Origin of the sequence: Nonomuraea sp. NPDC049758 (assembly GCF_040674635.1) — a bacterium.
Classification (GTDB): domain Bacteria; phylum Actinomycetota; class Actinomycetes; order Streptosporangiales; family Streptosporangiaceae; genus Nonomuraea.
On record NZ_JBFAMZ010000003.1, the window covers coordinates 363336 to 376854 of the forward strand.

10 protein-coding genes are annotated in these 13519 nt (G+C 73.1%); 6 read left to right on the forward strand and 4 right to left on the reverse strand.

The features are described from left to right. Positions 1-7: 7 nt before the first annotated feature. Positions 8-2530, reverse strand: a complete 2523-nt coding sequence (locus AB0J46_RS09760; protein ID WP_364328830.1) for a tetratricopeptide repeat protein — start codon at positions 2528-2530, stop codon at positions 8-10. A gap of 71 nt (positions 2531-2601) precedes the next feature. After that, on the reverse strand, positions 2602-4713 hold the full coding sequence (locus tag AB0J46_RS09765; protein ID WP_364328833.1) for a M6 family metalloprotease domain-containing protein: 2112 nt from the start codon (positions 4711-4713) through the stop codon (positions 2602-2604). A gap of 110 nt (positions 4714-4823) precedes the next feature. Between AB0J46_RS09765 and AB0J46_RS09770 the strand changes: the two genes are divergently transcribed. Further along, entirely contained in the window at positions 4824-5978 is a 1155-nt protein-coding gene (locus AB0J46_RS09770) for a helix-turn-helix domain-containing protein (RefSeq protein WP_364328836.1), read from the forward strand. Positions 5979-6167: 189 nt separating this feature from the next. Continuing rightward, positions 6168-7205, forward strand: a complete 1038-nt coding sequence (locus tag AB0J46_RS09775; RefSeq protein WP_364328839.1) for a hypothetical protein — start codon at positions 6168-6170, stop codon at positions 7203-7205. 39 nt (positions 7206-7244) lie between these two features. Here the strand turns inward: AB0J46_RS09775 and AB0J46_RS09780 are convergent, their stop codons facing one another. Then, positions 7245-7664 (reverse strand): MarR family transcriptional regulator, encoded by a 420-nt coding sequence (locus AB0J46_RS09780; protein ID WP_364328842.1) that lies wholly within the window; start codon positions 7662-7664, stop codon positions 7245-7247. A gap of 71 nt (positions 7665-7735) precedes the next feature. Between AB0J46_RS09780 and AB0J46_RS09785 the strand changes: the two genes are divergently transcribed. From AB0J46_RS09785 to AB0J46_RS09800, 4 genes are all read left to right on the forward strand, one after another. After that, positions 7736-9469: an ABC transporter ATP-binding protein gene (locus AB0J46_RS09785; RefSeq protein WP_364328845.1), complete on the forward strand. Its 1734-nt coding sequence runs from the start codon at positions 7736-7738 to the stop codon at positions 9467-9469. A gap of 119 nt (positions 9470-9588) precedes the next feature. Continuing rightward, entirely contained in the window at positions 9589-10857 is a 1269-nt protein-coding gene (locus tag AB0J46_RS09790) for an MFS transporter (RefSeq protein ID WP_364328848.1), read from the forward strand. Between the two features lie 9 nt (positions 10858-10866). After that, positions 10867-12423 (forward strand): gamma-glutamyltransferase, encoded by a 1557-nt coding sequence (locus AB0J46_RS09795; protein ID WP_364328851.1) that lies wholly within the window; start codon positions 10867-10869, stop codon positions 12421-12423. An 82-nt stretch (positions 12424-12505) separates the two neighbouring features. Beyond that, positions 12506-12832 carry a DUF5709 domain-containing protein gene (locus AB0J46_RS09800; protein WP_352359025.1) on the forward strand — a complete coding sequence of 109 codons (327 nt, stop codon included), beginning with the start codon at positions 12506-12508 and terminating at the stop codon, positions 12830-12832. Positions 12833-12853: 21 nt separating this feature from the next. On the opposite strand, the gene AB0J46_RS09805 is transcribed toward AB0J46_RS09800, so the two are convergent. Beyond that, positions 12854-13516, reverse strand: a complete 663-nt coding sequence (locus AB0J46_RS09805) for an HAD family hydrolase (protein WP_364328854.1) — start codon at positions 13514-13516, stop codon at positions 12854-12856. Positions 13517-13519 lie beyond the last annotated feature (3 nt).

Here is a 13519-nt window from a genome sequence, read left to right on the forward strand (position 1 = left end):
CGGGCGGTCAGGGCCGGGCCTGCCGCAGGAGCTCCAGGGTGCGGCGCATGCCCGCCTCGTTACCCAGGCTGCGGTAGATCTCCCTGGCCTGCTCCAGCGGCCCGACCGCCGCGTCCGGCCCGCCCGCGTCCAGGTGCGCCTCGCCGAGGTAGCGCAGGCTCCTGGCCATCCACCAGCGGTCCTCCAGCTCCTGGAACCCGCGTACGGCGCGGCGCAGCTCGTGCTCGGACTCCTCGATCCGGCCCAGCCGGGCCAGCGCGCGCCCGGCCGACACCGCGGTGCGCGCCACCCCCCACGAGTCGCCGAGCGCCACCAGGATCTCCTCGGCCCGCCGGACGTACTCCAGCTCCCGCAGCCCGCCCGCCGGATCGCCCACCTCGCCCGCGGCGCGCAGGCAGCGGGCCTCCTCCCACAGCTCGCCGCGCTGCCGGAACATCTCGGCCGCCCGGTCGAGACTGAACCCGGCCCTGACGAACAGGGCGTCGGAGGCCCGGTGGTCGCCCGCCCGGCGCTCACCGCGCGCCTGGGCGGCCAGCGCCTCGCCGTAGACGCGCAGGGTCTGGGCCTCGGAGTAGCGGTTGCCCGCCCGCTGGAAGATCTCCAGGGCGTCTTCGAGCAGGTCCCGGGCCTCCTCGGGACGGCGTTCCGCCATGCGCATCTCGGCCAGGTTGCGCTGGGTGCGGGCCATCCACCACAAATCGTCCTCATGCCTGAACGCGGTGATCGCCCCGATCAGGTAGTCCTGGGCGCGGTCGAGGTGCCCGCCGCTGATCAGGGTCATGCCGACCGTGCGCATGGCCCTGGCCGCCCACCAGGTCTCGCCGAGGTCGCCGAAGATCTCCAGCGCCTGCTCGGCCTCGTGCAGAGCGCGCTCGCGCAGGCCCATGCCGCCGCGCACGACCGCGCTGTTCAGCAGCGCGATGGCCAGCGCGCGCCGGTCACCGGTACGCCGGCCCGCCTCGCAGCCGATGTCGGCGACGTCCGCCCAGTCGGCCCAGTAGGCCCGCAGCGAGTGACACAACGAGCAGAACGCCCTGGTCAGGCCCCAGGTCAGCTCCCAGAGCCGGAGCTGCGCGGCCAGGTTGATCATGGCGAGCAGGGACAGCCGCTCGGCGTTGAGCCAGTCGCCCGCCCCGAGCTGGCCCTCGGCGTCGGCGCGCCGGCCGCCCTTGCTCCAGTCCTGCGGCCAGCGGTTCTGGGCGGCCTCCTCGGCCCGGCGGCGGTAACCGTGCAGGACGCGCTCGACGGCGGCCCTGCGGCGTTCCTCCTCGTCCTGGCCGGCCAGCTCGGCGGCGAACACCCGGACCAGGTCGTGCAGGCGGTAGCGCATCGCGCCGGTCTGGTCGGTGCCGGAGCACTCGGCGAGCTGGGCGTCGATCAGCGCTTCGAGCTGGTCGGCGCCGTCGAGACCGGAGATGTCGAGCAGCTCGCCGGCCACCCAGCCGGGCACGTCGGGCGCGGGCAGCGCGCTGAGCAGGCGCAGCAGGCGGCGCTGGATGCCGGTGCAGTCGTCGTAGCTGAGCTGCACGGAGGCCCGCACGCTCTTGTCCACGCCCTGGGCCACCTCCAGCTGGTCGAGACGGCGGCGCTCGTCGGTCAGCCGCCCGGCCATCTCGCGCAGGGTCCACTGCTCGCGGGTGGCCAGCCGGCCGCCGCAGATGTTGATCGCCAGCGGCAGGTGGTCGCAGAGCCGGACGATCTCCTTGGCCGACTCCAGGTCGTCCACGACCCGCGCGCCGCCGGCCAGCCGGGCCAGCAGCTCCACGCCGTGCGCCTCGGTGAACACGCCGAGCCGGGTGTCGTGGGTGCCGTCCAGGAACAGCGGGGAGCGGGAGGTGACCAGCACCGCGCAGCCCGGCTCGGCCGGGATCAGGGGTTTGACCTGGGCGGCGTCGTGGGCGTTGTCCAGACCGATGAGGATCTTGCGGCCCTTGGTCCAGGTCAGCCAGAGGGTGCGCAGCTCGTCGAGGCCGCCGGGGTCGGTGGCCAGGCGCACGCCCAGGCCGCGCAGGAAGCCGATCAGCACCTCCTCGGGGCGCACCGGGGCGTCGACGCCGCCGCGCAGGTCGGCGTGCAACCGGCCGTCGGGGAACCAGTCGGCGACCTCCTGCCCGAACCTGGTCATCAGCGCCGACTTGCCGACGCCGCCGCGGCCGTACACGGAGACGACCAGGGGCGGGGACAGGTCGGAGGACTTCCGGCGGGCGGCGAAGACCTCGCGCAGGGTGGCGAGGGAGTCGGCGCGACCGGTGAAGTGCTCGGGCACGGGCGGCCACTGGTCGGGCGGCCGCACGCCGGGCTCGGGCGCGGGCGCGGCGCGCCGCCGGGGCGTGGCCTCGGTGGTGGCCCACGTGGTCACGCCGACGAGCAGCGCCGCCGCGAGCGTCACGCCGATCTTGGCCATCGGCGGGATGTCCCACTCCAGCGAGGCGGCCAGCACACTGGCGGCGCCGGCCGCGAGCCCCGCCGAGACGGGCGCTGCCCATGTGACCCGCTTACGTCGCGGTTTGTCCGGTAAGTTTCCCGGCACCGAACACCCCCTTCCGGGGGTGATTCAAGCCGATGGGGCACGGCGAGCGCCAGCCGTACCCCATCGTTCCGCTACAGGCCGATCACGTGGCAGGTGGCCGTGGCGGTCTTGGTCGGGTCGCTCTCCGAGACGGCGGTGAGCTTGACGCGGGCCAGACGGTCGCCGCCGGGCGCGCGCACCGCGTTGACCGTCACCGGCGCCTGCTTGCCGAAGGCGACGGAGGCCAGGGCGTTGGGCACCTGGGCGGTCCAGCCCTTGCCCTGCACCTCGGCCTTGACCCGGTAGACGTCGGAGTTGAGGTAGGCGCTGACGTCCTCGGGGTGCTGCCCCTGGGCGGGGGCCGCCTTGCCGGTGTTGAACACCGGGAACGTGCAGGTGGAGACGTTCTTGCCGGTGGGGACGCCGGCCGCGGGCAGCACCCGCACGCCGCGCTTCTGCGGGCCCGCGCCGTCCAGCGACCGGATGGCGACGGTGTAGGACAGCTCGCCGTTCCGGTTGCGCTTGAGGTCGGTGACGTAGAAGTGCAGGCGGTTGGCCTGGTCCACGTACTCGTACTCGCTGCCGGAGTCGGTCCCGGCGTGGAACAGGGCGTCGGAGAGCTGGCGGTAGTCGCCGACGGTGATCGGCACCTTGGTCCCGTCGGGCATCACGTAGTCGGTCATGCCGATGTCCTGCGGGTTGGCGTCGATCACCCACTCGAACGGCGCCCGGTCCTCGTTCTTGGTCTTGGCCAGGAGCACGCCGGAGTCGGGGGTGAAGGAGTCGGAGCCCATCCGGTCCACGACCTCGACCGTGTAGTTCTGGTAACCGCCGCGGTCGCACAGCGGGTCGGTCGCCGGGCAGGTGCTCTTGTCGCCGGGGGCGTCGAAGGAGATGTTGACGCCCGACAGGTCGTTCTGCCCCGGCTGCACGGCGCGGGCCAGGATCTTGGCCGTGACCAGGCCGGACTCGTCGAGCGCCTCACGCGACAGGCGCAGGACGTTCTGCTCGTCCACCATGCCGAGCTTGAGCTTGTTGCGCAGCATGTGCTGGGCGCCCATGGACGCGCCCGCCGTGGGCGGGATCAGCCAGCGGGAGTGCGGCCCGCCGGGGCCGTTGAAGCTGCCGCGGCTGAGCATCTCCCAGACGCCGGTGTACGCCCGGACCGGCGGCACCCCGTACGGGTTGTTGTAGTTGTCCAGCACGCCGAGGATGTGGCTGAACTCGTGGGCGTAGACGGCCATGCCGGAGCTCTCGGCCTGGACGGAGTCCACGCCGATGTTGGCGTTGGGCCAGAAGTTGGAGGCCGCCTGCCAGGAGGACCAGTCGACGTAGCGCGTCTTCAGCCAGTTGGGCAGGGCCGGGTCGGGCGGGCCCCACTCGTCGGGCACGTCCTCCTTGGTCGGGAACTTCATCATCCCGAACTCCTGCCAGGTGGACGACTCGTCCTGGCCGGCGCTGAGGTAGAAGATGAAGTCGTACTGCTTGGCGACGTCCTCGCCGACGGCGTTGATCCAGGCGTTGTGGCCGTCGGTGCGCAGGTTCTTGTTGCAGGTGTCGCCCGCCGGGCAGCCCGAGGTGCCGTTGAAGCCGGGCTCCAGCGCGTACTCGTGGTCCTTGCCCGGCATCGTGTACGGGCCGAACCCGGTCAGCTCGACGCCGTACCGGCCGCCGGAGTCCTCCATCCAGTACTCGTGGATGGTGTGCCCCTTGTTGAGGTCGTTCGGGGTGTTGAGGAAGTCCTGGTAGAACTTGGCCACCTGGTCGCGCGGGACGTCATGGGCCTCGGCGCTCGGGTTGGCGTAGATCGTCGAGCCCTTGGGCTGGGTGACGACGAACGCCTGGTTGGGGTAGTCGAGCAGCACCAGCGCGCCCTTGAAGGTGCGCTTGGAGCCCTTGACGGCCGGGTCGCTCCAGTTGGTGCCCGGAGGCTTCTTGTAGTCCGCCCACGTCATGTGGTCGGGGTTCTCCCAGTTCTGCGGGTCGAGAGGCGTGAGGCCGCCGGGAGGACGGGCGCGCAACGTCTGGGCGTCGGCCGATTCGTCCTGCTGCCAGGGCTGGGTCTGCGGCCAGTGGTTCTGCCGCCAGGGGTACTCGGGATCGACGGTGGGGGGTGCTGCGGAAGCAGGGGTCGCCATCAGGCTCACCGGGAACAGCACGATGGCCGCCAGCAAACCCTTCAGCAGCTTCTTCGGGGCATTCACGGATTGACGGTATAGACGTTATTGACGGAGATCACCGATCAGCTGTAGGGAAGACGTGTAGCAACCCTTCCGACATTTGTCGAAATGTCCAGCGTGACCTAGGTGGAGCTGTGGCGGATCTCCAGCGGATCGTGGACGACCTCGCCATGCGCCTCGGGCGTCCCCTCCTGCTGGAGGACCGCGTGCAGCGCGTGATCGCCTACAGCGAGCAGAACGGCGCCATGGACGACATCCGCCGCGACTCCATCCTGCGCCGGCACACCACCCCCGAGGTGCGCGAGTGGCTGCGGGCGGCCGGCGTGCACGAGGCGCAGGCCCCGCTGCGCACGGCCGGCGCGCCGCACCTGGGCCTGCTGCCGCGCGTGTGCGTCCCGTTGCGGCACGCCGACGGCCTGCTCGGCTTCCTGTGGTTCATCGACGCCGAACCGGCCATGTCCGAGGAGAAGGTGGCCGAGGCCGCGGCGGCCGTCCCCGGGCTGGCGCTGGCGCTGTTCCACGAGAGCCTGGCGACCGGGCTGGCCTCCCACCGGGAGCTGGAGGCGGTCACCGGGCTGCTGCGCGGCGAGCGGGACGCGGCCAGGCAGCTCATCGAGGCGGGCGCGTTCCCGCAGGGCCAGCCGGTGACCGTGCTGGTGGCCCGGCCCAGCTCGGCCGAGCCCGACGAGGGGCTGCGCCTGGCGCTCGAACAGGGGCTGCTGGCGCTGCGCCGGCGGCTGAGCGGCCACCATCCGCTGCACCTGGTGCGCTACGACCACGCCGTGCTGCTCACCGCCGGGCCGCCGGTCCCGCCCGACGAGCTGCACGCGGCCATGCCCGTGCCCGTGGTGGTGGGGGTCGGGCGCACCCGGCTCGAACTGGCGCAGGCGGCCGGGTCGTACGCGGAGGCCCGGCACGCGGCGGAGGTGACCGCGCGGGTGCCGGGGCTCGGACGGTCGGCCGAGTGGGCCCGGCTCGGCGTCTACCGGATGCTCACCCAGGTCGCGGACCAGGAGGTGCATCCCGGGCTCGACGGGCTGCTCGCCGACGAGCAGTACCTGCCGCTGCTGGAGACGCTGGAGACGTACCTGGACCTGGCGGGCAGCGCGGTGGCGACGTCCCGGGCGCTGCGGCTGCACCGCACCTCGCTGTACTACCGGCTGCAACGGGTGGAGGAGCTGGCGCGTACGGACCTCAAGGACGGCGGCGAGCGGCTGGCCCTGCACCTCGGCCTGAAACTGGCCCGGTTGTCCGGCCGCTACCAGCCCCGGGGCGCCCGCGGCGACTGATTGCCTTCGCCGCCGTCGCTCGCGTTTAATGCCAAAAGGGCAAATCCGACGGGAGCGCCGATGGCGGGTGCGAAGCGTACTGCGCGGGTTCCAGGACGGGCTCAGGGCCCTGATTCGGGGCGGGCTCCGGGGCCGGTGCGGGGGGCGGCGTTGGGGCCGTTTCCGGGGAGGCGTGCGCCCTCGCGTGTCGTGGCGCATTCCGCTCCGCTGGTGCTGCCGGTCTGCGCCGAGCCCGTGCGCGACGGGACGGTGGTGATCAGGGGTGGGCGGGTGCTCCAGGTGGGCTCGCGGGCCGAGCTGCTGTCCCGCTTCCGTGTCGCGGAGGAGGTCCGCTGGCCGGGCATGATCGTGGCCGGGCTGGTGGACGCCTGCTGCGCGCCGACGCCCCCGGGCCCCGGCGTCACCACGCGGGCCGCCGTGGTGGCCGACCCCGCCGATCTCGCGGGCGTTCCCGGCGTCTCGTACGTCGAGGCGTCCAGCGCCGACGAGCAGGAGTGGGAGGACCACGACCGGGACGCGCTGATCACGGCGCTGCGCGAGGTGGACCGGCCGTGCCCGGTCGGCATCGCGGCCCGGACCCGCGACCCGCACGTGCTGGAGGACGTCGCCGTGCTGGCCAGGACGTTCGGCCTGCGACTGCTGGCCGGGCTGGACCGGCACTCGCCCATGGCCCTGGACGAGGCCGGCGCACTCGGTCCCCACTGCCACGTGGCCTGCGCCCGGCCGCTCGACCCCGGTGAGCGCAAGCTGCTGCGCCTGCGCCGGAGCGTGGTCGCGATCTGCCCGCCGGGGCAGGAGCAGGCCGCCGACGTGCTGGCCCTGCTGGAGGAGGGCAACCGCCTCGCCCTGGGCAGCCACGCCCTGGGCCATCACGCTCCGGGCCACCACGCTCCGGGCCACCCCGCTTCCGGCCACCTCGCCCTGGGCGGCCTCGACCCGTCCGGCGCCGGGCCGGGCGACCTGCTCGGGCTCGCGGCCGGCGTCCGGAGGCGGGCCCGGGAGCTCGGACTGCGGGTGCGAGGGCTGGACCGCCGCCTGGTCGAGGCCGCGACGCTGGGCGGGGCGCGGGCACTGGGCCTGGACGCCGGCCCGGGCCGGATCGGCTCCCTCGGGCCGGGCAGCCGGGCCGACTTCGCCGTCTTCGACGCCCGGGGACGCTACCCGTACTCGGCCCTGATGGCCCGCCCACCCTGCCTGGGCACGGTCGTCGGCGGCGCGATCACCTGAACCGGCCGGCCTCCCACCGTACGGTCGGCGGCGGCGCGGTCACCGGAACTGGCCGTCCACCGCGCCGAGCAGATCCCTGAGCTGGTCGCGCTGCTCCTGGGACAGCACCGCGAACAGGCCCTCGCCGGCCTCCCTGCGCGCGTCCCTGGCCCGTTCGGCCATGGCCCGGCCCGCGTCGGTGATCACGACGAGCGTCGAGCGGCGGTTGGCCGGATCGACCTCCCTGCGCACCAGCCCGGACTCCTCCAGCGCGTCCACGACGGGCGTCAGCGAGCGCGGCACGATCCGCAGCTCGTCGGCCAGTTGCACCATCCGCAGCGGCCGACCGGCCTCGCCGAGCGCGCGCAACGCCCGCGCCTGCCCCGGATTGAGCCCGAGCGGCACCAGCCGATGCACGTATCCGTGCCGCAGACGCCTGCTGACCAGGTGCAAGAGCTCCGCGAGCTCCTTCTCTCCCATACCGACGATTTTAGCCGGAACAATTATGAGTTAACCTCTGTTTGAGTGGACATCCGAAAGGAGGCCCCATATTGGCCGACGAACCACGCGCGCCGCTGCGGCGCATCATCGGACTCTTCACCCCTTATCGCGGCCGGCTGAGCCTGGTGGGCGCGTTCATCCTGCTGTCGTCCCTGGTCGGGCTGGCCTCGCCGTTCCTGCTGCGCGAGGTGCTGGACGTGGCGATCCCGTCCCGCGACGCGCTGCTGCTCACGCTGCTGGCCCTCGGCATGATCGCGGTCGCCGTCACCACGAGCGTGTTCGACGTGCTCCAGACGCTCATCTCCACCACCGTGGGCCAGCGGGTGATGCACGACCTGCGCATCTCGGTCTACTCCCACCTCCAGCGCATGTCGCTGGCCTTCTTCACCCGCACCAAGACAGGCGAGGTGCAGTCGCGCATCGCCAACGACATCGGCGGCATGCAGTCGGTGGTCACCTCGACCGCGACCTCGATCATCTCCAACCTCACCACCGTGATCGCCACGATCGTGGCCATGCTCGCCCTCGACTGGCGGCTGACGGTGATCTCGCTGCTGCTGCTCCCGGTGTTCGTGTGGATCAGCAGGAAGGTCGGCGCCGAGCGCAAGCGCATCACCAACGAACGGCAGCGCAAGCTCGCCGTGATCTCCTCGATGGTCCAGGAGTCGCTGTCGATCAGCGGCGTCCTGCTGGGCCGGACGATGGGCCGCTCCGCCGAGCTGACCGACCGGTTCGGCCGCGCCTCCGACGAGCTGGCCGAGCTCGGCGTACGGACGAGCATGGCCGGACGCTGGCGGCAGTCGTCGATCCAGATCATCATGGCCGTGATGCCCGCCCTGATCTACTGGGCCGTCGGCTACACCGGCATGATCTCGGTCGGCACCCTCGTGGCCTTCACCACGCTGCAGTCGAGCCTGTTCCGGCCGACGGTGTCGCTGCTGCGGCTGGGTGTCGAGGTGCAGAGCTCGCTGGCGCTGTTCGGCCGCATCTTCGAGTACCTGGACCTGTCGGTGGACCTCCACCCCGGCACCCGCACCCTCGACCGGGTACGCGGCGAGGTGCGCTTCGAGCGGGTCGACTTCGCCTACGAGGACGAGCGCACCCTGCACGCCGTCGACGTCACCGTCCCCGCGGGCACGACGTTGGCCGTCGTGGGTGAGACCGGCTCGGGCAAGACCACCCTCAGCTACCTGCTCCCCCGCCTGTACGACGTGACCGGCGGCCGGGTCACCATCGACGGCGTGGACGTGCGCGACCTGACGTTCGAGACGCTGAGCGAGGTCGTCGGGGTGGTCTCGCAGGAGACGTACCTGTTCCACGCCTCGATCGCGGACAACCTGCGCTTCGCCCGTCCGGCGGCCAACGACGAGGAACTGGAGGCGGCGGCGCGGGCTGCGCGCATCCACGACCACATCGCCTCGCTGCCCGACGGCTACGACACGATGGTGGGCGAGCGCGGCTACCGGTTCTCCGGCGGCGAGAAGCAGCGTCTGGCCATCGCCCGCACGCTGCTGCGCAACCCGCCGGTGCTGATCCTCGACGAGGCCACCAGCGCCCTCGACACCCAGACCGAGCGAGCCGTCCAGGAGGCCCTGGACACCCTGGCGCGGGGGCGTACGACGATCACGATCGCCCACCGCCTGTCGACCGTCCGCGACGCGGACCAGATCGTCGTGCTCGACCACGGCAAGGTCGTCGAGCGCGGCACCCACGACGAGCTGATGGCGCTCGGCGGCCACTACGCGGCCCTGGTGGACCGGGACCGCCCCCTCGAACTGGTCTAATTTTTCACGCTAAACCCGTTTTAACCGTGTCTTACCTCACATTTCGGGCAAATCGGAATCGTCGCGATCGTGGCGCGCGTTGACTCCCGCGTTTCCCCGTACCGAGGCTAGGACCAGTCTTGCCACCGCGCTCCTCCACCTTCCGCGCCCTGCGCCACCACAACTACCGGCTCTGGGCGGGAGCCGACATCGTCTCCGTCACCGGCACCTGGATGCAGGTCCTGGGGGTGAACTGGCTCATCCTCACCATGACGGGGTCGGCCACCAGCGTGGGGCTGAGCCTGGTGATGCAGGCGCTGCCGACGCTGCTGCTGGGCATGTGGGGCGGCGCGCTGGCCGACCGGCTGCCGACCCGGCCCGTCGTCGTCGCCGCGCAGCTCGCGCAGGCCGCGCTGGCCGCCGTCCTGGCGCTGATCGCCTTCTCCGGCGCCGACTCCGTCGTGCCGATCTACGCGGTCGCGCTGGCGGGCGGCGTGGTCTCCGCGCTCGGCGGGCCCGCGCTCGGACGCTTCGGGGCCGAGGTGGTGCCACCGGCCGACCTGCCCAACGCCATGGCGCTCGGCTCGATCCTGAACTCCTCAGGACGCATCCTCGGCATGAGCCTGGCCGGCGTGCTGCTGCCGCTGACCGGCAACGGCGGGCTCTTCCTGCTCAACGCGGCCACCTTCTTCGTCGTGATCGCGGCCGTCGCGCTCATGCGGCGCGCGGAGTTCCACCGGCTCGCCGGCTCCGAGCGGCAACCCGGCGCGGTCGCCGCCGGCCTGCGGTACGTGCTGCGCACCCCCTGGCTGCTCGTGGTGCTGGCGCTCTCGCTCGTGCTGGGCAGCCTCGGCCGCAACTACCAGGTCACCATGGCCGCCATGAGCGCGGGCCCGCTGGCGGCCGGCGCCGCCGGGTACGGCCTGCTGTCCAGCGTGTTCGCCGCCGGCACGGTCGTGGGCGGCTTCCTGGCCGCCGCCCGCCCGCACCTGACGATCCGGCTGCTGCTGATCACCGCGTTCCTGACCGGGGTCGCGCAGACGCTGAGCGGCCTGATGCCCGCTCTGGGGACGTTCGCCGCGATGATGCTGCCGATCGCGGCGGGCGCGGTGATCATCGACACCACGGTCTCGGCGCGGGCGCAGCTCGACAGCCCCGACGAGATGCGCGGGCGGGTCATCGCCGCGCTGGGCATGGTGAGCGCGGGCGCGGGCGCGATCGGCGGGCCGCTGCTCGGCTGGCTGAGCGACGCGTTCGGGCCGCGCCTGTCGCTGGGCATCGGTGGCGTGTCGTGCGTGGCCGCGACGCTGCTCGCGGCTCTCGCGCTGGCCCGCCTGTCCGGCCGGACGGTCCGCCAGGCGGCCTTCCGTCCGCGCCTGGAGAACCGGCTGGCCCCGGAACGGGCTTAGTCTCTTCACGTGCACAACACCAGATACGCCCCGAACGGCATGGTCTGCAGCGTCGACCACCTGGCCTCGGCCGCCGGGGTGGGCGCGCTGGACCGCGGCGGTTCGGCGGCCGACGCGGCGATCGCGGCCAACGCCGTGCTGGCCGTGGTCGCGCCGCACATGTGCGGGCTCGGCGGAGACCTGTTCGCGCTCGTCCACGACGGCACGGCCACCGGCACGGTCACCGCGCTCAACGCCTCCGGCCGCGCCGGGTCCGGCGCCGACCCCGCCCGGCTGCGCGCCGAGGGGCACACCCGCATGCCGCACCTGCACGACGTCAGATCCGTGCCGGTGCCCGGCTGCGTCGACGGGTGGCTCGCCCTGCACGCCAGGCACGGCCGGCTGCCCATGGCCGAGCTGCTGCGGCCCGCGATCGCGCTGGCCCGCGACGGCTTCCCCGCCTCCCCGCTGCTGGTCCCCGGCGCCCGTACGGCGGCGTTGCGGCCGGGCGGCGGCGACTTCGCCCCCGTACGCCAGGCCGGCGACCGCGTCACCCGTCCCGGCGTGGCCCGCGCGCTCCAGGCGGTGGCCGACGGCGGCCGCGACGGCTTCTACCTCGGCGAGTTCGGGCAGGGCCTGATCGAGCTCGGCGCGGGCGAGTACACCGCCGCCGACCTGGCCGCCCCCGGCGCCGACTGGGTCGAGCCGCTGCGGGTGCGCGCCTTCGGCCACGACGTCTGGTCGATGCCGCCCAACTCCCAGGGTTACCTGCTGCTGATGTCCCTGGCCGTCCTCGACGGGCTCGACCTGCCCGGCTCGCCCCGCCATCCGGCCTGGGCCCACCTGCTGGCCGAGGCCGCCAGGGCCGCCGGGCACGACCGGCTCGACCTGCTGCACGAAGACGCCAAAGACCTGCTCGACCCCGGCGAGATCGCCCGCCGCCGGGCCCTGGTCGACCCGGTCAGGCGCAGCCGCCTGCGGGCCCCGTCCGCCGACGGTGACACGACGTACCTGTGCGCGGTCGACGGCGACGGCATGGGCGTGTCGCTGATCCAGTCGAACGCGTCCGGGTTCGGCGGCATGCTCTTCGAGCCGCGTACCGGGATCAACCTCCACAACCGTGGCATCGGTTTCTCGCTGCGTCCCGGCCACCCGGCCGAGTACGGCCCCGGCCGCCGTCCGCCGCACACCCTGGCCCCCGCGCTGATCACCCGTCCCGGCGGCGGGCTGCGCACGGTCGTGGGCACGATGGGCGGCGACGCCCAGCCGCAGATCCTGGCCCAGGTCATCACCCGCCTGCTGCATCACGGCGAGGAGCCCGGCCAGGCGCTCGCCGCGCCGCGCTGGCGGCTGGGCAGCGGCAACGGCAACGGCTTCGACACCTGGGACGCCCCCGACGACGCCGTGCTCGACCTGGAGGAGGGCACGACCTGGGCCGACGGCCTGACCGCGCTCGGCCACCCGGTGCGCACGCTGCCGTACGGCAACTCCTTCGGCCACGCCCACCTCATCGACGTGCGCCCCGACGGCATGCTGGCCGGCGCCGCCGACCCTCGCTCCCTGGTCGGCGCCGCGATCGGCCGCTAGATGGACAAGGATGAGCTACCGGAGGCCCTAAGCCGGGCCAAGTCGTAGGATTCCGGTCCGTACGGTGGGTAGAGGGCGCAGTATGAGCGAACTACCTCCGGACCGATTCGGCATGGCCGACGAGCAGGACATCGAGGTCAGGGAGTGGACTGACGACCTCGGCCTGCACCACGAGGTCAAAGAGGACGACCCCCAGCACGAGGCCACGCTCGACGAACGGCTGCGCCAGGAGTTGCCCGACCGCCCGCGCCGCGCCCCGCGCGAGGAGCACCGCCTGACCGAGCCCGACGAGGGCGCCCACCCCGACACCGAGGACGAGGCCATCGGCGTGGACTGGGACGCGGACCGGGAGGACCTGTCGGCCGAGGAGCGCGCCCTGCGCATCGACCCCGACGAGGACCTCACCTGACCCGCACAGCCCTCGCGAGCCTCAGGTGAGGCGGCGCAGGGCGGGCAGCAGGGCGGGCAGGTCGTCGACGATCATGTCGGCGGCCTTCGCCTGCGGGCGCTCGGCGTGCAGGAAGCCCCACGGGCCGCGGCGCAGCAACGCCGTGCGCATGCCCGCACGCGCGGCGGGCAGCACGTCGTTGTCGAGCCGGTCGCCGACGTAGAGGATCTCGCCGGGCTCACGACCGGCCACCGAGGCCACCTTTGCGAAGAACTCGGGGGCGGGCTTGGACAACCCCCAGCCCTCGGAGGTGTGCACCGAATCGACCGGCAGGTCCATCGCCACCAGGGCGTCGAAGGCCCGGCGGGGCTGGTTGCCGGCGATGATCACCTGGAACCCGGCCGCGCGCAGCGCCGCCAGGGCCTCCCGGACGTCGGGGTAGAGGTCGTCGGCGTCGAAGTGGTTGCGCAGCCCGGCCGGGTCGTCGCGCTCCCAGGCGGCGATCTCCGCCTGCACGTCGAGACCGGGCCGGACGAGCTCGAACGCCTCGCGGTGGGAACGGTCGAGCGCCGCCATGCCGCCGAGCGCGCCCATGAGCACGAACCTGCTGACCCCCAGCCGGTCGGCCCAGCGCGACCAGATGCGCGTCTCGTCGATCAGCGTCTCGCCGACGTCGAGCACGACGGCCTTGACGGCCTTGACCATCAC

What these genes read in the sequence shown, in the direction of transcription:
- AB0J46_RS09800 (WP_352359025.1), top strand. Translation starts at nt 12,506, where the DNA reads ATGAGCGAACTACCTCCGGACCGATTCGGCATGGCCGACGAGCAGGAC.
- AB0J46_RS09780 (WP_364328842.1), bottom strand. Translation starts at nt 7,664, where the DNA reads ATGGGAGAGAAGGAGCTCGCGGAGCTCTTGCACCTGGTCAGCAGGCGT.
- AB0J46_RS09805 (WP_364328854.1), bottom strand. Translation starts at nt 13,516, where the DNA reads ATGGTCAAGGCCGTCAAGGCCGTCGTGCTCGACGTCGGCGAGACGCTG.